The sequence below is a fragment of the Mycobacterium sp. 29Ha genome (genome assembly GCF_032883055.1).
GTDB lineage: Bacteria > Actinomycetota > Actinomycetes > Mycobacteriales > Mycobacteriaceae > Mycobacterium > Mycobacterium gallinarum.
Window position 1 is genome coordinate 216,209 of the sequence record NZ_JAMQTI010000005.1, and the last position, 23,700, is coordinate 239,908.

A 23,700-nucleotide genomic window follows, 5' to 3' on the forward strand; every position below is an offset into this window, starting at 1 on the left:
CGCGACACGCACTCATGACGCGAAATCGGGGGCCCCGCGCCGTACTCGCGCAGATCGCCGCGCACGAAGTCTCCGTCGTGTAGACCTAAGTAGAACGTGTTCTAGTTGCGAGGAGGCGGTATGGCGCTGAAGGTCGTGCAGTGGGCGACGGGCGGCGTCGGAGTCGCCGCCATCAAGGGCGTGCTGGAGCATCCCGAGCTCGAGCTCGTCGGCTGCTGGGTGCACTCGGCCGACAAAGCGGGCAAGGACGTCGGCGAACTCATCGGCGAAGAGCCACTTGGCGTCACCGCGACCAACAACGTCGACGAGATCCTGGCGCTCGACGCCGACGCCGTCATCTATTCGCCGCTGCTGCCCAATCCCGATGAGGTCGCCGCGCTGCTGCGGTCGGGGAAGAACGTGGTCACTCCGGTCGGCTGGGTGTATCCGAGCGAGCGGCAGTCGGCGGCCCTTCGCGACGCCGCGATCGAGGGCAACTCGACGCTGCACGGCACCGGCATGGCGCCCGGCGGTATCAGCGAGAAGTTCCCGCTGCTGTTCTCGGCGTTCTCCACGGGTGTGACTTTTGTTCGCGCCGAGGAGTATTCCGACTTGCGCACCTACGAAGCACCCGATGTCGTCCGCCATGTGATGGGGTTCGGAGAGGTGCCCGACAAGGCCCTGAGCGGACCCATGCAGAAGCTGCTCGACGGCGGCTTCATCCAGGCGGTGCGGATGATCGTCGACAAGGCGGGCTTCAACGCCGACCCGAAAGTGCGTTCGTCGCAGGAGATCGCCGTCGCCACAGCACCTATCGAATCGCCGATCGGCGTGATCGAGCCCGGCCAGGTCGCCGGCCGAAAGTTCCACTGGGAGGCGCTTGTCGGCGACGAGGTCGTCGTCCGCGTCACCGTGAACTGGCTCATGGGCGAAGAAAAGCTCGATCCGCCATGGACATTCGGCCCGGAAGGACAGCGTTACGAGATGGAGGTTCGCGGTAATCCCGATATTTCGATCACGGTGAAGGGATTTCAGTCGGCGGTGGGCGGCGAGGGTCCGGAGTACGGGATCGTCGGCACCGCCGCGCACTGCGTGAACTCGGTGCCCGCGGTGTGCGCCGCCGAACCGGGCATCGCCACCTATCTCGATCTGCCACTCATCAGCGGCAAGGCGGCGCCCCGGCTGAGCTAGTCGCGCGGCAGAATGCCGCCGTCGAGCGTGACGACCTTGTTGGTCAGATAACCGTTGCGCAGCATGGCGATTGCCATGTCGGCCACCTCGTCGGGCCGGCCTATGCGTCCGACGGGGATCGGGATCGGGGGAGTGCCGGTCTCCAGGTCTGCTGGAAACATCTTCGTCTCGCCCACCAGCGCGGGGGCCAGGCTGTTGACCGTCACTCCGTCGGCCGCGACGCGCGGTGCGAGGTGGTGCATCAGGCCGTGCAGTCCTGCCTTGCTCGCGGCGTAGTGGGCCCCGACCACGCCGCCGGTGAGGGCGGCGACCGATGAGATGAACAGGATGCGTCCGTACTTCCGCTCGATCATCGCGGGCAGAACCTGTTGCGCCAACAACCACGGAGCGGTCAGGTTGACCGCAATCGTCGCGTTCCACGACGCCAGATCGATCTTCTGCCACCCCTTGATGTCGGCCGTGCCCGCATTGGGGACGAGCAGGTCGACCGGGCCCAGTTCGTGGACCGCATGCGCGACGAGGGCGGCCGGTGCCTCCGGATCGGATAGATCGGCGGCGAGGACGGTGACCCGCCGCCCCTGGTCTCGCGCATAGGCCGCGACCTCTTCGGCATCGTCGGCGTGCTGCCCGTAGGACAGGCACAGGTCAGCGCCCTCGTCGGCGAGTCGTCGCGCGATCGCCTTGCCGATACCGCCCGACGCGCCGGTCAGCAGCGCGACCCGGCCCCGCAGGTCACCCGTCACGGCTGGACCAGAATGCGGATCGGGTTGCCTTCCTGGCTGTGCAGCCTTTCGATGCCGACCGCGATGTCCTCGAGGGAGACGACGTCGCTGATCGAGCGCGAGATGTCCAGTCGGCCACGGGAAACCAGCGTGGCCAGCGTTTCGATGTCGACGTTCTGGTAGCCGAGGTGGCCGAGGACCTGCTTCTGCGTGAGTGCGAACATGCTGGTGCTTCCAACGCAGGCGGGCTCGGCGCTCATTCCAACCGCGACGAGACGGCCGCCGACCGTCAGGCTGTCGAGCGCCTGCTCGAACGTCGACGCGAGGCCCACCGCGTCGAACGCGACGTCGAGCTTGCGCCCGCCGGTGGGCTCGGCGATCTTCTCCGAGAGTCGTTCGTCGCGGGCGTCGAACGCATGGTCCGCACCGAGTTCGACGGCGCGCTCGAGCACCGCCGGCTTGACGTCGACGGCGATCACCGGCGCGGCACCGACCAGCCGGGCCAGCTGCACGATGTGGGTTCCGACCCCGCCGACACCCCATACGCCGACCGATTCGCCGATGCCGACCTTGCCGGTGCGCACGACGGCGCCGAACGGCGTCGACACCGCATCGGCCAGGATCGCGGCCTGCTCGAGCGGGACGTTGTCGGGCACCCGGGTCAGGCCGGCGGCCTGCGCGACGGTGTACTCGGCCCACGCCCCGTCGTAGGCGAACGCCATCAGCTGGATGGCCAGGCAGTTCGTGACGTTGCCGCGGCGGCAGTTCGCGCATTGGGTGCACGGCCTGCCCGCGGCCACGACCACCCGGTCGCCTTCGGCCCACCCGGTGACGTCCGGGCCCAACTTGGCGATGGTCCCCGACGCCTCGTGGCCCTGGGTGACCACCGGGCGCATGGCCGGGAACGTGCCGTTGATCAGACTCAGGTCGGAATGGCAGATGCCGCAGAACGCGACCTTGACCAACACCTCTCCCGGTCCGGGCTCGGGTATCGGAACATCTTCTACCGCAAACGTTTTGGTGTCAGCGTAGAAGCGTTGCGCCCTCATCGTGTCGGCCATGTCACTCCTAGGGGATGCGGTAGAAAGGGTTGGGCAGTAGATATGTCTGCTGTGCGTGCCCGCCGGCCAGGTCCGACGGCTGATCTCCGACGTTGGCGATGATCGTGTAGCCCTGTGCCTCGATCTGTGCTCGCTGTGGGGCCTTGAAGTCGGCGGCGGAAACATAGAGTGAGCCCGCCGGTTCCATGATCAACCGTTCATAGCCGGTGTAGCCGACCGCCTGCAGATTCTGTTCGGTTGCCGCGCGCCACGACTCCTGCCTGCCGGTGATGAAGAAGACTGCGGCGCCGCGCAGCTTGGCGGTGGTGAACACATCCATCGTCGGCGGGATCACCGTCGACTGTGCGAGTCGGCCGAACGCCTGCAATCCGCACGGTCCGTGCGGCAGGTCGTCACATGGACCGTTGTAGACGCGGCCAAAGTCATTGGCCTTGATGACTTCCCAGTTGGACAACGAGGTTTCGTCGATATCGAGGACGATTGCGGGCCTCGCGACGCGCGGGGCCTGCTCGTTGATCCACGCCACCGCGGGTGCCGCGGCCTGTTGCAGGTTCGTCAGGTAGGCGCCGCTGTCGTAGTACGCGACGGCGTCACGTTTGAGGTCGCCGACGTTGGCCGGTTGGACGGGCAGCGGGATGATCGGGACCGGCGGTGCGGGTGGTTGGGCTACGGCCGACGGACTGCCTGCAAGGACCAGTGTTGCCAGAGCTGCGACAACGACACCGCGGACCATGGCCAGACCTTAGCCGCCGCACCTTTTGGGCAGCCTGGCAGACTCGGTTCCCGTGACGAAACGGGCACTGGTGCTGGCAGGTGGCGGTCTGGCGGGAATCGCGTGGGAGACGGGCGTCCTGCGCGGCATCGCCGACGAAGCGCCGGAGACGGCCGAGGCCCTGCTCAACAGCGACGTGTTGGTCGGCACGTCAGCGGGGTCGACGGTGGCCGCCCAGCTCATCAGTGGCCTCGGTCTCGACGCGCTGTTCGAGCGGCAACTGGAGACGTCGACGACCGAGCGCAACCCCGACGTCGGCATCGAGGAGATCACCGAACTGTTCCTTGCGGCAGTGACGCAACCCGGCTCCAAAGAGGAGAAGCTGCAGAGGATCGGCAGCGTCGCCCTGTCGACGAAGACCGTGCCGGAGATCGTCCGGCGTCAGGTGATCGAACACCGGTTACCCGAGCACGAATGGCCGGAACAAACACTGCGTATCAGCGCAATCGACACCGCCACAGGTGAATTGGTGACCCTCGATCGCAACTCCGGGGTGAATCTGGTCGACGCTGTGGCCGCCAGCTGTGCGGTGCCTGGCGTCTGGCCGCCCGTCACGATCGGCGGTAGACGATTCATGGACGGCGGGGTCGGCAGCACCGTCAATCTCGAACTCGCCGCCGACTGCGATGTCGTGGTGGCGCTACTGCCACAGGGCCGGACGTCCCCATCACCGTTCGGCACCGGAGCGGTCGAGGAGGTCGACGACTTCTCCGGCGCGGTGTTCGCGGTGTTCGCCGACGACGAGTCGCTGACAGCCTTCGGTCCCAATCCGTTGGATCCGGCCTGTCGCGCACCGTCCGCGGTGGCGGGACGTGAGCAGGGCAGGCGGGTGGCGGCCGAGGTCGCGGCCTTCCTGCACCGCTGAATCAGGCCTCGGCGGAAACGGTTTCGGGTTTCTCCAGCCCATCGAGCACAGCGGCGGTGAGTGCGCGGCCGATGTCGATGACTTCTGCGGCACGGTGGAATTCCAGGCTGCGGCATGCGGTTCGCGGCACCTCGATCAACACGTCGGGGGGATAGGCCGCCAACGTGTGGCGGGCCAGTGCGGCCTGCGCGATGTCGATCGTCCGGTTCATCACCTCAAAGCTGCCGAGCCGTGGCACCGATACCTCTCTTGCGCCCGCCTCTTTGGCGGTGTCGACGAGCTTGTTCTCGCTCTCTTCGGATTGGCCGGTGTCGAACAGCGCCGTCGTGCTCCGCCACATCCGGCCCAGCCATTCCGTAGTCGCCCTTGGCCCGTCGCCCTCGGGCTCGTCGCCGCCCGCCTCGCTGCCGGCCAGGCTCACCGCAATCGTCAGGTCGGCGTTGACGGCCGATATCGGCGCCATGGGCAGCGGATCGAGGATGCCGCCGTCGGCCAGCAGCCGGCCGTCGAGCACGTGCGGCACGATCACTCCCGGAATGGCGATCGACGCCCGGATCGCGGCGTCGACGGGCCCGCGTTGCAGCCATACCGATTTTCCCGTCAGCAGATCGGTGCTGACCGCTGTGTACGGGATCGGCAGCTCTTCGATCGTCACTTCACCGAGGATGTCGCGGACCGCGTCGAGAATCTTCTCGGCACGCAGGACCCCCGCGGCGGTGATCTTCGGATCGAGTAGGCGCAGGATCGCCCGCTGGGTGAGCGCCCTGGCCCATTCGGCGAAATCGTCGAGCTTGCCGGCGGCCTGCAGCCCACCCACGAGGGCGCCCATCGACGACCCCGCGATGCCGACGATCTCGAAGCCACGATCTTGCAGCTCGTCGATCACCCCGATGTGGGCGTAACCGCGCGCTCCTCCGCTGCCGAGGGCGAGGGCCACTCGCTTGCCGGCCATGAGGTCATTCTGCGCTTATCCGCACAGGGCGTCCGCGGCGGCCTGGGCAGCCACGATCACCGCGGCCTGCCGCTCCGGTGGGAGCGCAGACCACGGCGTGCCGAACGTTCCCGGTCCGGGAGCGGCGTCGGCACTTTGCACGCTCTTCAGATAGGGCTCGAGTTGCGACTTGGGGTCACCGCCCTGCTTGCCCATCCAGTCGCGCGCCGCCTGGCACGCCTTGAAGTACTCGTCTTCGGTGGAGTCCGCAGGCGCCCCGACGGCGGTCGTGACGCCGCCGGGGGAGACCGCGACATCGCCGGGTGCTGCGGTGGGCGTGTCGGAGGGTTCCGTGGCGGACGTCGTCTCCGGCGTCGAGGTGACCGGTTCACCGTCATCTCCGGACGAGCACCCGGTGGCTATTGCGGTGCCGACGACCACGAGTGCCACCGCGTGGGCGGCCCAACGGAAATGCCTGCGCATACGGCCAATGTATGCAATGGCCGCGTCGCCGCGATCGGCACCCGTCTACTTCGGATCACCGTGAATCTTGCGGGCCGCCGTGCACGTGGCCGCCTGACCAGGTTGTTGACCGTGGCGTTAACGCCACAGGGCTTCAGCGCAGCCGTCAGGATCGGTTTGACATGCCAGACTGCCCCTGTGACGACCGGATACCTGCTGATGTGCGACGGGGACTGTTGCGCCTGACGCGCGTGCCCCGATCCCTTTCCGTTCGTCATTGCTGGAGTCTTCATGGTTTCCACCTTGTCGCTGCCCACTCGGCTGCGCCCACCCGATCTGCTGTACGCCACTGACCGGTACGCCGACGACGTGCTGTCCGGCCGCTACGACGATCTGTTGCCAGCCGGCGGCCTGCCGGCGAACGACCGCTGGTTCACGCGGCTGCACGGCGACGAAGAACTCGACGTCTGGTTGATCAGCTGGGTCCCGGACCGCTCGACCGAGCTGCATGACCACGGCGGCTCGCTCGGAGCGCTGACCGTGGTGTCCGGCGCGCTGAAGGAAACTCGCTGGGACGGTCGGGTATTCAAGCGCCGGCGGCTGAACGCGGGGGATCAGGCTGCGTTTCCGCTGGGCTGGGTTCACGACGTGGTGTGGACGCCCGATCGCCACACCGCCGCACCGGTTGCGCCCGCCGCTCGGGTGGCGCCGACGCTGAGTGTGCACGCATACTCGCCACCGTTGACCGCGATGTCGTACTACGAGGTCACGCACCGGAATACGCTGCGCCGCAAGCGCACCGAACTCACGGATGAGCCGGAAGGATGACAGCGACGTTGGGTAGCCGCATCGACCGCATTCTCGACGACGCCCGCAGCAGGCTGACCAGGATGAGCGCGCAGGACGTGCCCGCGGCGCTGGCCCGTGGCGCGGTGCTGGTCGACATCCGGCCTCAGGCCCAGCGCGACCGCGAGGGCGACGTTCCGGCGGCGTTGGTCGTCGAACGCAACGTGCTCGAATGGCGTTGCGACCCCACCAGTGACGCCCGTCTTGCGCAGGCCGTGGACGACGACGTCGAATGGGTGGTGCTGTGCTCGGAGGGCTACACGTCCAGCCTGGCCGCTGCAGCCCTGCTCGACCTGGGGTTGCACCGCTCCACCGACGTCATCGGTGGCTACCACGCGCTGAAGGCCGAAGGCGTTCTCGTCTAAGCGTTTTCGTCGTTGGACAGTAGCGGGCGCAGCTTCTCCGTCTTTTGCGGCGTCCAGCCCGGCGGCTCCAGGATCGCCGCCCAGGCGTTGGCGACGTCCTTGACGTAGACGTGGCCGTGACCGTCGGGCACGTCGACGGCCACCGCCATATCCGCGGAAACCTGTAGGAAGGTGACGATCGGTATCCACTGCATGCGCCCCGACACGTCATAGCCGCGCGGTTCTTTGAGCCAATCCGGTTCGGCGAACAACAGATCCGGATTCCACCAGGCGATCGGGTCCGACGCGTGCTGGAGGTACACCACGCGGGGATTGCCCCACTCGGCCCCTTCCGGCCGGTTCAGATTGTCCGAGCGCGCGGCGAAGCGGACGTTCTCGCCCCTGTCGAAGGTGGGCAGCCACTCCGGCGAGCCCGCGTCGCGATCACGGGTGAGTTGAGTCCAGATGGTGTTGTTGAACGTCGGGCCGGAGAACAGCGCACCGTCGGTGCGGGCGATGAGATTGTTCAGCGCCAGGAACGGTGCCTCGCCGCCGAACGAGCCAAGGCTCTCACCGAACACCACCAGCCGTGGCCGCTGAGCCTCCGGCATCTCGCGGATCAGCGCGTCGACCGCCTCGAACAGCGCCTGCCCCGCCTGTCGGGCGTTCTCCTTGTCGACGAGGAACGACAGCCAGCTCGGCAGGAACGAGTACTGCATGGACACGATCGCCGTGTCGCCGTTGTACATGTACTCGAGCGCCGAGGCCTCGGCCTCATTGATCCAGCCGGTACCGGTCGTCGTCGCGACGGCGACCACCGCACGATCGAGCCCGCCCTTGCGCTGCAACTCCTGGGCGGCCAGCGCCGCCGTCGCCTTGATGCCGTCCGCCGAATGCAGTCCGGCATAGGCGCGGATCGGTTCGATGGCGGGCCGGCCGTTGAACTCGGTGAGGTCGTCGACGGTCGGTCCTGCCGAGACGAACACCCGCCCCTGGTGGCCCAACGATTCCCATGACATCGCCGAGCCGGGACCGCCTGAACGCAATGGGGACGTCGGCGCCGCGAACTCGGGATCGGTCTCGTCGTTGGCCGCGGCGAATGTCTTGTTCAAGGCGCTCATACCGAAACGCACCACCACGCCGTTGAGCAGCGCGATACTCAGCGCAAGCAGCAGGACCACCACCACCACAGCCGAAACACGTGGCGGCGCAACGCGTTCCAGCTGGCGGACCAGGAAGCGCACCAACCTGCCGATGAGCTGGCCGATCTCGACGAAGATGAAGAGCACCACGATGGACAGGAATGCGCACCAGGGGTAGTCCCAGAACTCCAGGCGTGGTACGCCGTTGAGGTCGCGGACCTCGTCCTGCCACCTGTGGAAGTAGAAGATCATCAGGATCTGGCATATGACCCCGACTCCCACGAGTGTCAGCCAGGCCCACCGCGGCGCCGGTGGGCTGGAGTCCCTCGATCCCATATAGCGCACGAGCCAAACCCCGAACACCCCGAGGCCGTATCCGATCGCACCAGCGGCGCCGCTGACGATGCCTTGGAATAGGGGCCCGCGCGGCAGCAGCGAGGGCGTCAAGGAGAACCAGATGAAGACAAGCCCGAGTGCCGTTCCGAAGAACGTGTAACGGCGGACCCACCAATCCGGCTTGGGGGGCGACTCCTCCTGCGGCGGCGCGTCCTCAACAGCCTCAGCGGTGTCTGTCACCCACGCAGATTAACGGTGGCGGAAGTTCGGTGGGCGCTTCTCCGTGAACGCGTTCATGCCCTCGGTCTGGTCGTCGGTGGCGAAGGCGGAGTGGAAGAGCCTGCGTTCGTAGAGCAGTCCCTCGGCCAGCGTCGATTCGAAGGCGCGGTTGACGGCCTCCTTGGCCATCCGCGACGCTGACAGCGACATCCCGGCGATGGCCTTGGCGACCTTGTTGGCCTCGTCGAGCAGCGTGTCCGCGGGCACGACGCGGGACACCAGGCCTGCGCGTTCGGCTTCGTCGGCGTCCATGTTGCGCCCGGTGAGGATCAGGTCCATCGCCTTGGCCTTGCCGATGGCGCGGGTCAAACGCTGCGAGCCGCCCATACCGGGGAGCACGCCGAGCTTGATCTCGGGCTGACCGAATTTCGCGGTGTCGGCGGCGATCAGCAGATCGCACATCATCGCGAGCTCGCAACCGCCGCCCAGTGCGTAGCCGTTGACCGCGGCGATGGTCGGCGTCCGCGTCGCGGCGAACTTGCCCCACGCCGCGAAGAAGTCTGAGGAGAACACGTCGGCGAACGACAGTTCGGCCATCTCTTTGATGTCGGCGCCGGCGGCGAAGGCCTTCTCGCCGCTGCCGGTGACGATGATCGCGCCGATATCCGGATCGTTGTCGAATTCCGCTGCGGCCGAGACGACTTCGTTCATCACCTGGCTGTTGAGCGCGTTGAGCGCCTTCGGGCGGTTCAGCGTGATGGTGCCGACGCGGTCGTCGCGCGTGACCAGAATGGTCTCGTAGCTCATGAGAACTCCAGTTCGCGATCGGCCGGCGCGAAGTAGGACTCGACGTCGGCGGGGGTGACGGCCGCCAGCGAGGCGGGCGACCATTTGGGATTGCGGTCCTTGTCGATGACCTGAGCGCGGATGCCCTCTTCGAAATCGTGACTGCGCAGCGCCCCGCATGTGGTCCGGTATTCCTGGCGCAGCACGTCTTCCAGTGTGTCGAGCTTGGCGGCTCGTCGCACGGCTTCCAGCGCAACAGACACCGAGGTGGGGGATTTGGCTTCGATCAGGTCGGCGGCTTCGGTGGCGGGGTCGGTGTCTTCGGCGCGTAGTGCGGCGACGATCTCGAGCGGGGTCGCCTCGGCATAGCACCGGTCGATCCATTCCCGTTGCGCCAGAAACTGACTCGCGGGCGCCTCGGCCGCGTAGGCGGTGAGGGCGCCGTCGACGCCGTCGACGATGACGGCTTCCTTGAACGCGGCTATCGCATCGTGCGGCACGAAGTGGTCGGCGAAGCCCATGGCGATCGCGTCACCTGCGCCGAACGTCGCACCCGTGAGGGCGGCGTGCAGCCCGAGCAGGCCCGGGGCGCGCGACAGGATGAGCGTGCCGCCGACATCGGGGATGAAGCCGATACCGACCTCGGGCATCGCCATCTTGGTGGTATCTGTGACGACGCGGACGCTGCCGTGTACGGCGATGCCGACACCACCGCCCATCACGATGCCGTCCATCAGGGCGACATAAGGCTTGGGGAACCGGCCGATCTGGGCGTTGAGGCGGTACTCGTCGTACCAGAAGCTTCGGGCGACCTTGCCTTTGTCGGGGCCTTCGGCACGGGCGCTGTGATAGAGCGCGACGAGGTCGCCGCCCGCGCACAGGCCACGTTCACCTGCACCGTCGATGACGACGGTCTGGACATTGTCGTCGGCTGCCCAATCGGTCAGCACGGGTGAGATCGCGTTGACCATCGGATGGGTGAGCGAATTGATGGCCTTGGGCCGGTTGAGGGTGATGAGGCCGACGCCCTGCCGCACCTTTACTAGGACATCCTCGTTTTCGTCCACGGAATGCAATCTAGATCGTCAACCCGCCTGGAGCTTCGCCGGGTAGGGTTTCCTGTGAAGACCCTGGGAGGTTCTTTCGGGAACCGTCCGGGATCGTCAGTCGTTGATCGAGTGTTCGTCAACGAGTCGAACCAAGCATCAGAGAGGAACCGACGGTGCGGGAGTCCAGCAACCCGGTATTTCGTTCCTTGCCCAAGGGGCAGGGTGGCTATGCGCAGTTTGGTACCGGAGCCGCAGGCTACGGTGCGCAGGCGGTACAGGCCGATCCATATGTGACGCAGTATCCCGACCAGCGGCAGACGGGTGTCTCCCGGCCGCTGACCATCGACGATGTCGTCACCAAGACGGGCATCACCCTTGCGGTGGTGACGGCTGTCGGCGTCTTGTCGTACTTCCTGGTGGCGCAGAACGTCGCGCTGATGATGCCGTTCGTGCTCGTCGGCGCCCTCGGCGGTCTGGCGATGGTGTTGATTGCGACATTCGGACGCAAGCAGGACAACCCGGCGATCGTGCTGAGTTACGCCGCGCTCGAGGGCCTCTTCCTGGGCGCCGCGTCGTTCTTGTTCGCGAACCTCGTCTCCACCGGTGGCCCCGGAATGATCGCGCAGGCGATCTTCGGAACCGTCGGTGTGTTCGTCGGCATGCTCGTCGTCTACAAGACCGGCGCCATTCGGGTGACGCCGAAGTTCACGCGAATGATGGTCGCGGCCCTGTTCGGCGTGGTGGCCATCGCGCTGCTCAACTTCGTGCTCGCGATCTTCGGTGTCGGCGGCGGCGAGGGCTTTGGCCTGCGCAGCGGTGGTCCACTGGCGATCATCTTCTCGCTGGTCTGCATCGGACTGGCGGCCTTCATGTTCCTGATCGACTTCGACCAGGCCGACCAGCTGATTCGCGCCGGTGCGCCGGAGAAGGCCGCGTGGGGCGTCGCCCTCGGCCTGACCGTCACGCTGGTCTGGCTGTACCTCGAGATCCTGCGGCTGCTGTCGTACTTCAACAGCGACTAGCAGTCACCGCGAAAGGCCCGGCACGAAATGTGCCGGGCTTTTTTCGTGTCTCCACAATCCCTGATTCATCCACATCCGGCGGTGGTGTGTTTCGTTATGCCGCGGAACGCGTCTGATCGCCTGACCACAGTGCGGGCGTGGACAATCCCTTCCTCGGCAGTGAGGCCCTGCGCGACGGCACCGTCAGAAACAAGCACCAACTGCGTACGCGTTTCCGTGCTGTGTATCCCGACGTCTACCTCGCTGGCGATGCACCGCCGACGTTGGCGCAACGGACGAGGGGGGCATGGCTGTGGACGCGACGGCGGGGCGTCGTTGCGGGCGAGGCGGCCGCGGCGATGCATGGGGCGCAGTGGATCGCCGATGACATTCCGATCGAGCTCATCTGGGCGAACGCACGGTCGCCCGATGGGATCACGACCCGAAGAGATCGGTTGGGCCCTGGCGAAAGCCAGCTGATTGCCGGAATCGCGGTGACCACACCGGAGCGCACCGCATTCGACGTCGGGCGACTGATCCGCGGCGACACGGGGATTTCGCGACTGGATGCGCTAGGTAATGCCACCCGCTTCGACCGCAGTACCGTCGAGGAACTCGCCGGTCGGCATCGGGGATCTCCCGGCATACCTCGGCTGCTATCAGCCCTGGACTGGTGCGACGAGGGCGCCGAGTCGCCGCGGGAGACCTGGCTTCGATTGCTACTCGTTCGCGCCGGATTTCCACGACCGCGAACGCAGATCCCAATTCTCGACGACTTCGGCAGTCCCCGCTATTTCCTCGATATGGGTTGGGAAGACGTCATGATCGCCGTCGAGTACGACGGTGATCACCATCGCCAGCGTCCGGCGTTCGGAAAGGACATCGTGCGATCGGAATTCATCACATACCGCGGCTGGACCCATATTCGAGTCGTGGCGGGCGCCCATCCGGCCGACATCGTCAACCGTGTCCGCCGGGCGTGGCCGTCTAGTGTGCGCTCAGATCGCGAAATCGCCTGAAGTCGGCTCGATTTGCGATCTGAGTGCACACTACGGCGTTACGCAGAGTCAACGAAAGCTAGCTGAGGCGTTCGACCACCATCGCCATGCCCTGGCCGCCACCCACGCACATCGACTCGATGCCGAACGTCTTGTCGTGCGTTGCAAGGTTATTCAGCAGCGTGGCGGTGATACGCGCTCCGGTCATGCCGAACGGATGACCCAGCGCGATCGCGCCGCCGGACACATTCAGCTTGTCCTCGTCGATGCCGAGTTCGCGCGCCGACCCGAGCACCTGCACCGCGAACGCCTCGTTGATCTCGACCAGGTCGATGTCGCTGATCGTCTTGCCCGCCTTGGCAAGCGCCTTCTTGATCGCCTCGATCGGGCCGAGGCCCATGATCTCCGGCGACAGCCCCGACACACCCGTGGACACGATGCGCGCCAACGGCGTCAGGCCCAATTCCTTGGCCTTGGTGTCGCTCATGATGACGACCGCGGCCGCACCGTCGTTCAGCGGACACGCGTTGCCCGCAGTGATGGTGCCGTTGGGGCGGAACACCGGCTTCAGCTGCGAAACAGCCTCGTACGTGGTGCCCGCGCGCGGGCCGTCGTCCGTCGTGACGGTCGTACCGTCGGGCAGCTTGACGGGCACGATCTCGCGCTCGAAGAAGCCGCTCTTGATCGCATCCTCGGCGCGGTTCTGCGACCGCACGCCCCAGTGATCCTGGTCCTCGCGGCTGATGCCGGTGTACAGCGATACGTTCTCCGCGGTCTGGCCCATCGCGATGTACACATCGGGCACCAGGCCGTCCGCACGCGGGTCGTGCCATTCGTCGGCCCCCTCGGCCTGCTTGGCCGTCCGCGCCTGGGCCTCCTCGAACATCGCGTTCTTCGAGTTCGGCGCGCCGTCGGCCGCACCCACGCCGAACCGCGACACCGTCTCGACACCCGCGGAGATGAACACGTCGCCTTCACCGGCCTTGATGGCGTGGAAAGCCATCCGCGTGGTCTGCAGCGACGACGAGCAGTACCGGTTGACCGTGGTGCCCGGCAGGAAGTCGTAGCCGAGTTCGACGGCCACCGCCCTGGCGATGTTGTAGCCGGCCTCACCGGCGGGCTGCGCGCAGCCCATCATCAGGTCGTCGATGTCCTTCGGGTCCAGCGAGGGAACCTTGTCCAACACCGCCCGAACCATCTGCGCCGCGAGGTCGTCGGGGCGCATCGTGGCGAGCGACCCCTTGACGGCGCGGCCGATCGGCGAGCGTGCAGTGGCGACGATGACGGCTTCAGCCATGAGATTTCTCCTTGTATTCGACGGATATCGAAACTGAAGCAAACCTAACTTGCGGGCACCACGATGGGTGCGGGGACCCCAGTTGAGCGGCGCCACAACCGGCTGATGTTGCCCACCCGCGCCAGCAGCGAGCTACCCTCGGCGTTTCGTGGTTCCAGCGCATCTTCGGGCTGTTCACCATCGATGTACTCGCCCAACGCATTACACAGAGCGGGGAGCAACTGCTGCGCCGCGAGCGCGTAACCGGCGCCCGACGGGTGGAACATGTCCTGGCTGAAGAGCTCTTCGGGCGCCTTGCGGAACTCGGGCGTGAGCAGATCGGAGAACGGCACGGGCACACCGCCCGCGGTGCGCACGGCCGACGCCTGGGCGCGCGCCAGGCGCAACCCGCGACTGCGTGCCACCCACCGCAGCGGCTGGGGGATCGCGGTGATCACACCGAAATCCGGGCAGGTCCCCACCACGACGACGGCGCCGCTGGCCCGTAGCCGCCCGACCGCCCTGCCCAGTCGTCGCGCCGACGGACCGATGCCGTTGGGCCGGGTGATGTCGTTCGCGCCGATCATGATCACCGCGGCATCCGGGGGTGGGCCCGCGACGAACATCGCGTCGATCTGCCCGGATAGCCCCTTCGACGTCGCGCCCATGATGGCTTTCGTGCTCAGCCTGATGCGTTCGCCCGACACTTCGGCGAGCCCGCGCGCAATGAGCACGCCAGGCACCTCCTCGGCGTCATCACAGCCGTAACCGGTGGCGGTGGAGTCGCCGAAGACCATCAAATGCAGGTCGAAGGGGACGCCGCGGTGCCACTTCTCCACGGGTCCGCCACCGGGCGCGTAGACGCCGTCGGCGCGTGGTGGCACGTCCCACGCCTTCGGTATGACGCGGCGAGCCTTGTCTGCCTGGCCGCTCAGCAGATTGCGGGCTCCCACATATGCGGAGCCCGTGGATGCGAGGGTGGCCGCGGCCGCAACGGCGACCGTCGTTGTCCTACGCGGAACACGTATGCCCACGTGACAAGTTTAGAAGGGATTTTCTGGGATATCCGCGTGGCGACCAACGACAGCGGATCACAGTGCGGTATCAAGTCCGGTATCGAAATCGACTCGTTGATTGTTGAAATGAACAGAGCCTGTCAAGCTAAGGTAACGGTAACGCTGAAGCAAACGGCGGCCCGAGGCTCTACAAAGTCGTAGGGAGTGGTGGCGATGACGGCACCCAGTAAGGTGGCCACAGCGTCTCGCGTCGGCGAAACGCCTGCTAGAGTACGTAAACCGCGCAAGTTCCCAGTCAGCGACGGCGCACCCGTAGAGGTCGTCGAGGACGGCCCGAGCCTCGCGGGGCGGCTCACTTCTCTTGCGGCTCTGCTAACAATCCGACCGACACTAGCTATCGGAAGCTACGCTCCGCGCCTGCCCTGGCCTTGGGGTTTGGTCGATTTTGCGTCGCGGGTCATGCGTCCCGCCCCCGGCACGGTGCGCGCGACGATTTCTTTGCCGAAATGCACCGCACAGCTCGTGCGGGCGGGCGGCGTACTGCCTGCGGACGGCAAGCGCGGCGTGATTCTGTACCTGCACGGCGGGGCATTCCTGACGTGCGGAGTGAACTCCCACGGCCGGCTGGTGACCGCGCTGTCGGGTTACGCCGACTGTCCGGTGCTGGTCGTCAACTACCGGATGATCCCCAAGCACTCCGTCGGTCAGGCGCTCGACGACTGTTACGACGCCTATAAGTGGTTGCGACTCAAGGGTTATGAGCCCAATCAGATCGTGCTGGCGGGCGACTCCGCCGGCGGGTACCTGGCCCTGGCGCTCGCCGAGAAACTGCAACGCGAGGGCTTGGAAGGCGAAATCCCCGCAGCGATGGTTACGATGTCGCCGCTGTTCGAGATCGACAACGAAGGCCGCGCCAACCACCCGAATATCCACAGCGATGCGATGTTCCCGCCGCGCGCGTTCTACGCCTTGGTGGACTTGGTCAAGGAGGCGGCGGGTCGGCACATGGTCGACGGAAAGCCAGAAGAGATCTACGAGCCGCTCGACCACATCGAGCCGGGGCTGCCGCGCACGCTGATTCATGTGTCGGGGTCCGAAGTTCTGGTGAGCGACGCGCGTAAGGCGGCCCGACGGCTGGCGGCCGCTGGTGTACCCGTCGAGGTCCGCGTCTGGCCGGGTCAAATGCACGTGTTCCAGCTGGCATCGCCCGCGGTTCCCGAGGCGAAGCGGTCGCTGCGCCAGATCGGCGACTACATCCGCGAAGCCACCTGGTAAACCCTGAGCTGGTACCCCGCTGCCCCGCCTGACACGATGGAGTCATGCGGATCGCACGGCACATCAGTGAGCTCATCGGCAATACCCCTCTGGTACAGCTGAACTCCGTCGTCCCCGACGGCGCGGGCACCGTCGCCGCCAAGATCGAGTACCTGAATCCCGGCGGCAGCTCCAAGGACCGCATCGCGATCAAGATGATCGACGCGGCCGAAGCCAGCGGCGAACTCAAGCCCGGCGGCACCATCGTCGAGCCGACCTCCGGCAATACCGGTGTGGGGCTGGCGCTCGTGGCGCAGCAGCGCGGCTACAAATGCATCTTCGTCTGCCCCGACAAGGTCAGCGAGGACAAGCAGAACGTGTTGCGCGCGTACGGCGCTGATGTCGTGGTCTGCCCCACGGCCGTGGCGCCGGACAATCCGGACAGCTATTACAGCGTCTCGAATCGACTCGTCGAGGAGATCGACGGCGCGTGGAAGCCCGACCAGTATTCCAATCCCATGGGGCCCGCCAGCCACTATGAGACCACTGGCCCCGAGGTATGGGCGGACACCGACGGCAAGGTCACCCATTTCGTCGCGGGCGTCGGCACCGGCGGCACGATCACCGGGGCCGGTCGGTATCTCAAGGAGGTTTCTGGGCGGCGTCCAGAAGGCCCGGTCAGGGTCATCGGCGTCGACCCCGAGGGGTCGGTGTACTCCGGCGGCACCGGCAGGCCGTACTTGGTCGAAGGAGTGGGCGAGGACTTCTGGCCGTCGGCCTACGACCCGACTGTGCCGGACGAGATCATCGCCGTGTCCGACGCGGACTCATTCGAGATGACGCGCAGGCTGGCCCGCGAAGAGGCCCTCCTCGTCGGTGGTTCGTGCGGCATGGCCGTGGTCGCCGCCATCAAGGTAGCCGAGAAGGCGGGCCCGGATTCGCTAGTGGTCGTCCTCCTGCCGGATGGCGGAAGAGGTTATCTGTCAAAGGTTTTCAATGACGGATGGATGTCGTCCTACGGCTTTCTCCGTAGCCGGCTCGACGGTTCTGTCGAGGAGACGACCGTCGGGGAGGTGCTGCGCGGCAAGTCGGGTGCGCTGCCCGACCTGGTGCACACCCACCCGTCGGAGACCGTGCGCGACGCGATCGGCATCCTGCGCGAGTACGGCGTCTCACAGATGCCGGTGGTGGGCGCCGAGCCGCCCGTGATGGCGGGTGAGGTGGCGGGCAGCGTCGCAGAGCGCGAACTGCTGTCCGCGGTGTTCGAGGGCCGCGCCAACCTGGCAGATGCGGTGTCGCAGCACATGAGTCCGCCACTGCCGCTGATCGGTGCGGGAGAGCTCGTCAGCACCGCCGCCAAGACATTGCGCGAGTGCGACGCCGTGATGGTGGTGGAAGAGGGCAAGCCGGTGGGCGTCCTGACCCGCCATGACCTACTGGGCTTTCTGTCCGAGGGAAGCAGTCGTCGAGTCCGGTAGTCGGACTTGCAAAGGCTGGCAAACAATTGGGGTGGCGGGCTCCCGATCCGGCGGTTACCAGCGGATTTCGCTCATTCGCCACATGATCAACTTCCGCGCAGAAACCTCTGCGGCACCCCACTTCTCCGGTAGGGTAAGCACGCTCGTTGCCAGCTAAGACAATGACTGGAAGGCCCCATGACCGAACAACCCCCGCCGCCCCCCGGGAACTACCCTCCGCCGCCGCCAGGGAACTACCCGCCGCCGCCACCACCGAGCGGCGGCTACCCCCCTCCCGCTCCCGCGGCACAGCCGAACAACAACCTGATCTGGGGCATTTTGGTGACGGTGTTGTGCTGTCTACCACTCGGAATCGTGTCGATCGTGAAGTCCACTCAGGTCTCCGGTCTGTGGGCACAGGGGCGCGCAGCCGAAGCGCAGCAGGCGGCTGACGACGCAAAGAAGTACGCGGTGTGGGGTGCGATCGCCGGCGTCATCGTGTTCGTGATCGTGATCGTCATCAACGTCGTCGTCGGCATCGGCGCGACAACTAGTTACTCCTAGCGTTCACGGAGCTCTCGCTCCGCGTCGTCGCCCTGGGCCGCGGTTGCCACTTCGACGGTGCCAGTGGGGATTTGGATTGAAACCGGATCGTGAAATCCGGCAGTCATGGAAGTCATGGAAGTCATGGAAAGGAACGGCAAACCATGAGTGATCAACCGCCTCCTCCGCAACCACCGGGTGGCGGCTACCCGCCGCCCCCGCCGGGTGGTAACTACCCACCGCCCCAGCCGGGGGGTAACTACCCACCACCACCGCCGGGTGGTAACTACCCGCCGCCGTCAGGTGGTGGTTACGCACCACCCCCGCCTCCCGGTGGTGGTTACGCACCGCCGCCACCTGGACCGGGCGGTTACGGCCAGCAGTCGGGCTACCCGCAACCGGGCGCGCCCGGCGGTTATCCACCGGCTGCGGGCCCGGGTTTCCCTGGCGCACAAGACCTTAACGTAGGCGAGGGGTTCTCGTGGGCGTGGAACAAGTTCAGCAAAAACGCTGCGGCGCTGATCGTCCCGGCGCTCGTGTACGCCCTCATCGTCGGCATTCTCCTCGGTGCCGTCTACGGGCTGGCGTTCGCTCTTGCGCCGACGCAGACCTATGAGTCCTACGGCACCAGTTACAGCTACGAGGCGAGCTTCGGCTTCGCGAGCTTCCTGGCGCTGATCGTCGGATACCTCATCCTGATGGTGGTCGCCGCGGCGATGCAATCGGCTTACCTGGGTGGCCTATTGGATATCGCGAACGGACAACCGGTGACGATCGGGTCGTTCTTCAAGCCGAGAAACGTCGGCAGCGTGATCGTCGCGACCCTGATCATCGGGATAGCGGCGGGAATCCTGTCCTTCTGCTTCATCGGTGGGATCGCGGTGTCGCTGTTCACGCTCTTTGCGACCGTGATCATCGTCGATCGCAATGCCTCTCCCATTGACGCGATCAAACAGAGCTTCGAGATCACCAAGAACAACTTTGTTCCGGTGATCCTCGCACTACTCGTCATCTACGCCATCACGATCGTCGGGACGTTGGCCTGTTTGATCGGGCTGATCGTTGCCATCCCGGTCGCCGGGCTGTTTCTGGTGTACACCTACCGCAAGCTCACCAACGGCCAGATTGCTCCGCTGACGCCGTGATCGTGAAAGACCCGGTCTGCGCAGATGTGCGCAGACCGGGTCTTCGCGACTCTCTGCGCCATCGCGGTCACATTTGTAAGCTGCGACCAGTCGCGATGGATTGACAGTGAGGGCGAACGTGACCAGTCAGCCGCCACAGCCACCCGCGGGTGATTTCGCGCAGGGTGTTCCCTCGATTGCGCCCGTCGTCAGTGGAAGTAACTACACGCCGTGGTTCACCCGAGTGCTCGCCTACGTGATCGACAGCATCCCGGTGTACCTGCTCACCGCCATCGGTGGCGTCGTCCTCTACACCTTCCAGCCGACCGAAACTCTGTGTGTGGCCGAGGCGTTCTGCGCCACCGGAAGAAACGGACCCTCGACGACGGCGTGGATCATCTTCTCGCTCTGTGTACTGGTCGCCGTGGCGTTTACGCTGTGGAATTTCGTTGTGCGGCAGGGTAATACCGGCTCCAGTATCGGTAAACAGATAATGGATTTCAAGGTCGTCGGCGAGCAGACGCAGCAGCCGATCGGAGTCGGCAAGTCGCTTCTGCGCCAGCTCGCCCACGGTGTCGACGCCGTCATCTGCTACATCGGATTCCTGTTCCCACTGTGGGATGCCAAACGGCAGACAATCGCCGACAAGCTCCTCAAAACCGTCTGCGTACCGCTGTAGATCGGCGCACGTGACGGCTTCATCACCCGCTCCGCATCCGTACCACGCGCCGCCGGCCTCGGTGCTGCCGAAGCAGGCGTACACGCGTTGGAGTACCCGGGTGGTCGCGAACCTCATCGACTGGACCCCCATTTGGGTGATCTTCCTGATTCCACTCGTCGGTCTGGTGGTCGCGGGGGATGTGGAGTGTCTCGACAGCATCTATGGCAGCGGCCAGAGTTATTGCTCCCCGGCAGTGTCTGACTTCTGGACGTCGATCCAGTTCATCGCGGTGCTGCCGGGCGTGGTTTATTTCATCTGGAACTTCTGCTATCGGCAGGGCGCAACGGGCCAGAGCATCGGCAAGTCGGTGATGAAGTTCCGCGTCGTCAGCGCGCAGACCTGGCAGCCCATCGGCTTCTGGATGTCGCTCGTCCGCCAGATCGCCCACTACGTGGACCAAATCGTCTGCTGCGTCGGATATTTGTGGCCGTTGTGGGACAAGAAGCGGCAGACGTTGGCCGACAAGATCGTGGGTACCGTCTGCCTCCCGCTGGGTGCTGGGCCGCCGCCACCCCCGCAGTGGATCGAGCCGCAGGACCCGTCGCTACCCTGATCGGTGATGACTGAACAGCACAGGTCGAGGGGGCTTGCCACCAAGGCCATCCACGCAGGCTTTCGGCCCGACCCGGCGACCGGCGCCGTCAACGCCCCGATCTACGCGAGTTCCACCTTCGCCCAGGACGGTGTCGGCGGCCTTCGCGGCGGATACGAGTACGCCCGTACCGGCAACCCGACCCGTACCGCACTGGAAGCATCGCTGGCCGCCGTCGAGGAGGCCCAGTACGGTCGGGCGTTCGCGTCGGGGATGGCGGCCACCGATTGCGCGCTGCGCGCGGTCTTGCGGCCCGGAGACCACGTCGTCATGCCTGACGACGCCTACGGCGGCACCTTCCGATTGATCGACAAGGTGTTCACGCAGTGGGGTATCGACTACACCGCGGTGTCACTGTCCGACCTCGACGCCGTCCGCGCCGCGGTCACACCGCAGACCAAGTTGATCTGGGTGGAGACGCCGACCAATCCATTGCTGTCGATCGCCGATATCGCGGGTATCGCCGGTATCGCGTCGTCGTCGAAGGTGAAAGTGTTGGTGGACAACACGTTTGCGTCGCCTGCGCTGCAGCAGCCCCTGACACTCGGGGCGGACATCGTCCTACATTCGACGACGAAGTACATCGGTGGCCACTCGGACGTGGTCGGTGGCGCCTTGCTGACCAGCGATGAAGAACTCGACACCGCGTTCGCGTTCCTCCAGAACGGTGCGGGCGCGGTGGCGGGCCCGTTCGACGCCTATCTCACGATGCGCGGACTCAAGACCCTGGTGCTGCGCATGCGCCAGCACAGCGAAAACGCGGCGCTGGTCGCCGAATTCCTTGCGGATCACCCGGCGATCGCGACGGTGCTGTATCCGGGATTGCCGAGTCACCCGGGCCACGAGGTCGCCGCGAAGCAGATGAGCGGCTTCGGCGGCATGGTGTCGGTGCGTATGCGGGGCGGTGCGGACGCCGCCCGCAAGCTATGCGCGAGTACGGAGATCTTCATCCTCGCCGAGTCGCTGGGCGGAGTGGAATCGCTGATCGAGCACCCCGGCGCGATGACGCACGCCTCGACAGCGGGATCCCAACTGGAGGTGCCCGACGATCTCGTGCGTCTGTCGGTCGGCATCGAGGACTCGGTGGACCTGATCGCCGATCTGGCGCAGGCGTTAGGTTAGGACGGGCCGCAACGCCGACGCGGTGACCACGAGATTCACTTCGCGTATCGACGTCGGAGATTCGTCGATCCAACTGCCGCTTGCGATTTCACCAGCCCGGGCGTGCACCCACCGCCATCCGCGATCGTTGAGCGACAGTAGAGCGCCCAGCCCGTCGACAGCGTGAAGCAGGGTGATGATCGCCGCTGTCACCGGTGCCGGCGGCCGTCGGTCGAACAGCGCGGCCAACAGCGCCGAACGCGCCTGATCCACCCGCTGCCGGTTCGTCAGCGGCCACGCGTAGGGATGGGTCAATCGGTTGGACTGCAACCGAATACGCCGAATCTGGCCGGTCTGCTCCAGATAGTGGGTGAGATCATCGGCGGTGCGCTTGGACAGCTTCTTCACGGCAGCCGCCGGTCGCAGCGGCCGCCGTTGCAGCAACTGGAACGCCGACTCGGCAATCGGATCCATCACACCCGGCACTGACAGCGCGATCAGCCGACCGGGTTCGACTGCGTCTTCGGCCATCGCAGGCCGGATTCTGCAGGCGTACGCGAGATCCAGCAGCACCGCCGCCGCGAGTACGCGCTCACGTCGGTGGCGTTCCAGTCCGGGCTGTGCCGACGCGTTGTCGAGTAGAAGCAGAAGGAGATCCTCGGCGATCTGCGCCATAGTGCGGACTGTAGCGCGGGCGCCGAGGCGGCTGCCTCAGGAGTGATAGGGCTCAGCGCTGAGGAGCGTCACCTTGACGGTGTTGCCGTTGGGGATCGTGTAGGTCTTGACGTCGCCGACCTTCGCGTCGATGAGCGCTTCGCCGAGCGGTGACTTCGGCGAATAGACCTCGAGCTTCCCGTCGCTGACACCCTCCTGGCGGGTGGCGATCAGGAACGTCTCGGTATCGCTCTTGTCGTCGCCGTACTGCACCTTGACCACCGAACCGGGCAGCGCCACGCCGGACTGCTTGGGGGCCTCGCCTACCTTGGCGTTGTTCAGCAGCTCCTGCAGCTGGCGAATGCGGGCCTCTTCCTGGCCCTGCTGCTCGCGGGCGGCGTGGTAGCCACCGTTCTCGCGCAGGTCGCCCTCTTCGCGTCGGTCGTTGATCTCCGCGGCGATGACCGGTCGGTTGGCGATCAGCTGATCGAGCTCGGCCTTCAGCCGATCGTGTGCTTCCTCAGTCAGCCACGTGACCTGCGTGTCGGTCATGATGTCGCGCTCCTGTCGTTCGTTGCTCTCGCGCTCTTCGCGTAAGTAGGTTTCATGTCGCGCCGCCGGGAGCTCTTCGTGTATTGCCACCGTCGTCGACGCCTAATCAGCGCACTAAATGCAGCAATACACGGTCCCAACGGGGAACCGTGTATCGATCCATCGTAGCACCGCGGGGACAGCGGATTTTCACGTATTCGCAGTTCGGCGTTTGTTGCGTTGTCTCGTACTGGTGTCTATGGAGCCACCAGGTAGGACGGCACGTCGGTGCCGCAGCCGTACACGTCGCCGACGACCGGCGGCTTGTTGGACTTGACGGCGACCGTCACCTGCACGGTCTGCTGGGTGGCCGGCGGGACCAGGACCTCGCGGCGACCGGTTTCGCCGCCGTCGATCGAACGGGCCCGGATGATGCACACCACCGGCTGGGACGGATCCTCGCGCGTCACGCTGATCGTGACGTCGACGGTTTCGTCGTCGACCAGGCGGTAACCGCCCAGTTCGCCCTTGACCGCATTGCTGAACCGTCCCGAAGCGATGACCGCGATCGTCACCCCGACCACCAGGACCAGCGCGGTCAGCCCACCGGCGATCAACCGCCGCCGGCGCCGGGTCAGACGCTGGCGCCCATAACGCGCGGAGGGACGCTCGATCATCTAGTTTTCATGCCCGTCGGTCGGATGGATCTACAGAACTGGAACTATAG

Annotated in this window: 26 protein-coding genes; 13 read left to right on the forward strand and 13 right to left on the reverse strand. The window is 65.9% G+C overall.

Annotation, left to right across the window (positions count from 1 at the left end; all coding sequences use genetic code 11):
- Positions 1-120 precede the first annotated feature (120 nt).
- Positions 121-1,170: a dihydrodipicolinate reductase gene (locus M1248_RS08875; protein ID WP_163730430.1), complete on the forward strand. Its 1,050-nt coding sequence runs from the start codon at positions 121-123 to the stop codon at positions 1,168-1,170.
- Here the strand turns inward: M1248_RS08875 and M1248_RS08880 are convergent.
- The 3 genes from M1248_RS08880 to M1248_RS08890 are packed head-to-tail and all read right to left on the reverse strand — an operon-like array spanning position 1,167 to position 3,686.
- Positions 1,167-1,913, reverse strand: coding sequence for an SDR family NAD(P)-dependent oxidoreductase (locus M1248_RS08880; protein WP_163730429.1), 747 nt, complete (start codon positions 1,911-1,913; stop codon positions 1,167-1,169). The two genes, M1248_RS08875 and M1248_RS08880, sit on opposite strands and share 4 nt — an antisense overlap.
- A complete protein-coding gene (locus M1248_RS08885; RefSeq protein WP_317148115.1) occupies positions 1,910-2,953 on the reverse strand; it encodes a zinc-binding dehydrogenase in 1,044 nt (347 codons plus the stop codon). Before M1248_RS08885 ends, M1248_RS08880 begins: the two co-directional genes overlap by 4 nt.
- Positions 2,954-2,960: 7 nt before the next feature.
- Positions 2,961-3,686 (reverse strand): HAD family acid phosphatase, encoded by a 726-nt coding sequence (locus M1248_RS08890; protein ID WP_317148116.1) that lies wholly within the window; start codon positions 3,684-3,686, stop codon positions 2,961-2,963.
- A 52-nt stretch (positions 3,687-3,738) separates the two neighbouring features.
- Between M1248_RS08890 and M1248_RS08895 the strand changes: the two genes are divergently transcribed.
- Positions 3,739-4,590, forward strand: a complete 852-nt coding sequence (locus M1248_RS08895) for a patatin-like phospholipase family protein (RefSeq protein WP_232076158.1) — start codon at positions 3,739-3,741, stop codon at positions 4,588-4,590.
- Between the two features lies 1 nt (position 4,591).
- Here M1248_RS08895 and M1248_RS08900 read toward each other — a convergent pair whose 3' ends face one another.
- Together M1248_RS08900 and lpqV are read right to left on the reverse strand one after the other, a co-directional pair.
- The gene (locus M1248_RS08900; protein ID WP_317148117.1) at positions 4,592-5,542 is read right to left on the reverse strand and encodes a patatin-like phospholipase family protein; all 951 of its coding nucleotides are present in this window, start codon (positions 5,540-5,542) and stop codon (positions 4,592-4,594) included.
- A gap of 15 nt (positions 5,543-5,557) precedes the next feature.
- Positions 5,558-6,004 carry a lipoprotein LpqV gene (gene lpqV / locus M1248_RS08905; RefSeq protein WP_163730425.1) on the reverse strand — a complete coding sequence of 149 codons (447 nt, stop codon included), beginning with the start codon at positions 6,002-6,004 and terminating at the stop codon, positions 5,558-5,560.
- Positions 6,005-6,274: 270 nt separating this feature from the next.
- Here lpqV and M1248_RS08910 point away from each other — a divergent pair, with 270 nt between their 5' ends.
- A complete protein-coding gene (locus M1248_RS08910) occupies positions 6,275-6,811 on the forward strand; it encodes a cysteine dioxygenase family protein (protein ID WP_317148118.1) in 537 nt (178 codons plus the stop codon).
- Entirely contained in the window at positions 6,808-7,194 is a 387-nt protein-coding gene (locus M1248_RS08915) for a rhodanese-like domain-containing protein (protein WP_163730423.1), read from the forward strand. The genes M1248_RS08910 and M1248_RS08915 overlap by 4 nt, the downstream gene beginning before the upstream one ends.
- Here M1248_RS08915 and M1248_RS08920 read toward each other — a convergent pair.
- From M1248_RS08920 to M1248_RS08930, 3 genes are read right to left on the reverse strand one after another with little or no spacing between them, the layout of a single operon-like run.
- Entirely contained in the window at positions 7,191-8,891 is a 1,701-nt protein-coding gene (locus tag M1248_RS08920) for an alpha/beta hydrolase (RefSeq protein ID WP_163730422.1), read from the reverse strand. The two genes, M1248_RS08915 and M1248_RS08920, sit on opposite strands and share 4 nt — an antisense overlap.
- A gap of 9 nt (positions 8,892-8,900) precedes the next feature.
- Positions 8,901-9,677, reverse strand: coding sequence for an enoyl-CoA hydratase (locus M1248_RS08925; protein WP_163730421.1), 777 nt, complete (start codon positions 9,675-9,677; stop codon positions 8,901-8,903).
- Positions 9,674-10,723, reverse strand: coding sequence for an enoyl-CoA hydratase/isomerase family protein (locus M1248_RS08930; protein WP_163730420.1), 1,050 nt, complete (start codon positions 10,721-10,723; stop codon positions 9,674-9,676). The genes M1248_RS08925 and M1248_RS08930 overlap by 4 nt, the downstream gene beginning before the upstream one ends.
- 155 nt (positions 10,724-10,878) lie before the next feature.
- On the opposite strand from M1248_RS08930, the gene M1248_RS08935 reads away from it, so the two are divergent.
- Both M1248_RS08935 and M1248_RS08940 read left to right on the forward strand, forming a co-directional pair.
- Positions 10,879-11,727, forward strand: coding sequence for a Bax inhibitor-1/YccA family protein (locus M1248_RS08935; protein ID WP_163730419.1), 849 nt, complete (start codon positions 10,879-10,881; stop codon positions 11,725-11,727).
- A gap of 137 nt (positions 11,728-11,864) precedes the next feature.
- Positions 11,865-12,725, forward strand: coding sequence for an endonuclease domain-containing protein (locus tag M1248_RS08940; RefSeq protein ID WP_163730418.1), 861 nt, complete (start codon positions 11,865-11,867; stop codon positions 12,723-12,725).
- Positions 12,726-12,783: 58 nt separating this feature from the next.
- Here the strand turns inward: M1248_RS08940 and M1248_RS08945 are convergent, their stop codons facing one another.
- Together M1248_RS08945 and M1248_RS08950 are read right to left on the reverse strand one after the other, a co-directional pair.
- A complete protein-coding gene (locus tag M1248_RS08945) occupies positions 12,784-14,001 on the reverse strand; it encodes an acetyl-CoA C-acetyltransferase (RefSeq protein WP_163730417.1) in 1,218 nt (405 codons plus the stop codon).
- Positions 14,002-14,045: 44 nt separating this feature from the next.
- Positions 14,046-15,014: an SGNH/GDSL hydrolase family protein gene (locus tag M1248_RS08950; protein ID WP_317148119.1), complete on the reverse strand. Its 969-nt coding sequence runs from the start codon at positions 15,012-15,014 to the stop codon at positions 14,046-14,048.
- A gap of 195 nt (positions 15,015-15,209) precedes the next feature.
- On the opposite strand from M1248_RS08950, the gene M1248_RS08955 reads away from it, so the two are divergent.
- The 7 genes from M1248_RS08955 (at position 15,210) to M1248_RS08985 (ending at position 21,809) form a co-directional block, all read left to right on the forward strand.
- Complete coding sequence (locus M1248_RS08955; RefSeq protein ID WP_163730415.1) at positions 15,210-16,271, forward strand: alpha/beta hydrolase fold domain-containing protein; 1,062 nt, start codon at positions 15,210-15,212, stop codon at positions 16,269-16,271.
- A gap of 44 nt (positions 16,272-16,315) precedes the next feature.
- Positions 16,316-17,728, forward strand: coding sequence for a cystathionine beta-synthase (locus tag M1248_RS08960; protein WP_163730414.1), 1,413 nt, complete (start codon positions 16,316-16,318; stop codon positions 17,726-17,728).
- A 177-nt stretch (positions 17,729-17,905) separates the two neighbouring features.
- Positions 17,906-18,271, forward strand: coding sequence for a CD225/dispanin family protein (locus M1248_RS08965; RefSeq protein ID WP_163730413.1), 366 nt, complete (start codon positions 17,906-17,908; stop codon positions 18,269-18,271).
- Positions 18,272-18,414: 143 nt separating this feature from the next.
- Entirely contained in the window at positions 18,415-19,395 is a 981-nt protein-coding gene (locus M1248_RS08970; RefSeq protein WP_163730412.1) for a hypothetical protein, read from the forward strand.
- Positions 19,396-19,501: 106 nt separating this feature from the next.
- Positions 19,502-20,053: an RDD family protein gene (locus M1248_RS08975; RefSeq protein WP_317148120.1), complete on the forward strand. Its 552-nt coding sequence runs from the start codon at positions 19,502-19,504 to the stop codon at positions 20,051-20,053.
- Positions 20,054-20,063: 10 nt separating this feature from the next.
- Positions 20,064-20,648, forward strand: coding sequence for an RDD family protein (locus M1248_RS08980; RefSeq protein WP_232076156.1), 585 nt, complete (start codon positions 20,064-20,066; stop codon positions 20,646-20,648).
- A 6-nt stretch (positions 20,649-20,654) separates the two neighbouring features.
- On the forward strand, positions 20,655-21,809 hold the full coding sequence (locus M1248_RS08985; protein WP_163730410.1) for a cystathionine gamma-synthase: 1,155 nt from the start codon (positions 20,655-20,657) through the stop codon (positions 21,807-21,809).
- Here the strand turns inward: M1248_RS08985 and M1248_RS08990 are convergent.
- The 3 genes from M1248_RS08990 to M1248_RS09000 form a co-directional block, all read right to left on the reverse strand.
- A complete protein-coding gene (locus M1248_RS08990; protein ID WP_317148121.1) occupies positions 21,801-22,463 on the reverse strand; it encodes a GOLPH3/VPS74 family protein in 663 nt (220 codons plus the stop codon). The two genes, M1248_RS08985 and M1248_RS08990, sit on opposite strands and share 9 nt — an antisense overlap.
- Positions 22,464-22,499: 36 nt before the next feature.
- On the reverse strand, positions 22,500-22,994 hold the full coding sequence (gene greA / locus M1248_RS08995; RefSeq protein WP_083126812.1) for a transcription elongation factor GreA: 495 nt from the start codon (positions 22,992-22,994) through the stop codon (positions 22,500-22,502).
- 236 nt (positions 22,995-23,230) lie between these two features.
- Complete coding sequence (locus M1248_RS09000; protein WP_317148122.1) at positions 23,231-23,650, reverse strand: DUF4307 domain-containing protein; 420 nt, start codon at positions 23,648-23,650, stop codon at positions 23,231-23,233.
- Positions 23,651-23,700: the final 50 nt, after the last annotated feature.

Coding starts and splice junctions, on each gene's coding strand:
- M1248_RS08875 (WP_163730430.1), top strand. CDS start 121: ATGGCGCTGAAGGTCGTGCAGTGGGCGACGGGCGGCGTCGGAGTCGCC.
- M1248_RS08885 (WP_317148115.1), bottom strand. CDS start 2,953: ATGGCCGACACGATGAGGGCGCAACGCTTCTACGCTGACACCAAAACG.
- M1248_RS08890 (WP_317148116.1), bottom strand. CDS start 3,686: ATGGTCCGCGGTGTCGTTGTCGCAGCTCTGGCAACACTGGTCCTTGCA.
- M1248_RS08900 (WP_317148117.1), bottom strand. CDS start 5,542: ATGGCCGGCAAGCGAGTGGCCCTCGCCCTCGGCAGCGGAGGAGCGCGC.
- lpqV (WP_163730425.1), bottom strand. CDS start 6,004: ATGCGCAGGCATTTCCGTTGGGCCGCCCACGCGGTGGCACTCGTGGTC.
- M1248_RS08910 (WP_317148118.1), top strand. CDS start 6,275: ATGGTTTCCACCTTGTCGCTGCCCACTCGGCTGCGCCCACCCGATCTG.
- M1248_RS08915 (WP_163730423.1), top strand. CDS start 6,808: ATGACAGCGACGTTGGGTAGCCGCATCGACCGCATTCTCGACGACGCC.
- M1248_RS08925 (WP_163730421.1), bottom strand. CDS start 9,677: ATGAGCTACGAGACCATTCTGGTCACGCGCGACGACCGCGTCGGCACC.
- M1248_RS08945 (WP_163730417.1), bottom strand. CDS start 14,001: ATGGCTGAAGCCGTCATCGTCGCCACTGCACGCTCGCCGATCGGCCGC.
- M1248_RS08955 (WP_163730415.1), top strand. CDS start 15,210: ATGACGGCACCCAGTAAGGTGGCCACAGCGTCTCGCGTCGGCGAAACG.
- M1248_RS08960 (WP_163730414.1), top strand. CDS start 16,316: ATGCGGATCGCACGGCACATCAGTGAGCTCATCGGCAATACCCCTCTG.
- M1248_RS08965 (WP_163730413.1), top strand. CDS start 17,906: ATGACCGAACAACCCCCGCCGCCCCCCGGGAACTACCCTCCGCCGCCG.
- M1248_RS08970 (WP_163730412.1), top strand. CDS start 18,415: ATGAGTGATCAACCGCCTCCTCCGCAACCACCGGGTGGCGGCTACCCG.
- M1248_RS08985 (WP_163730410.1), top strand. CDS start 20,655: ATGACTGAACAGCACAGGTCGAGGGGGCTTGCCACCAAGGCCATCCAC.
- M1248_RS08990 (WP_317148121.1), bottom strand. CDS start 22,463: ATGGCGCAGATCGCCGAGGATCTCCTTCTGCTTCTACTCGACAACGCG.
- greA (WP_083126812.1), bottom strand. CDS start 22,994: ATGACCGACACGCAGGTCACGTGGCTGACTGAGGAAGCACACGATCGG.
- M1248_RS09000 (WP_317148122.1), bottom strand. CDS start 23,650: ATGATCGAGCGTCCCTCCGCGCGTTATGGGCGCCAGCGTCTGACCCGG.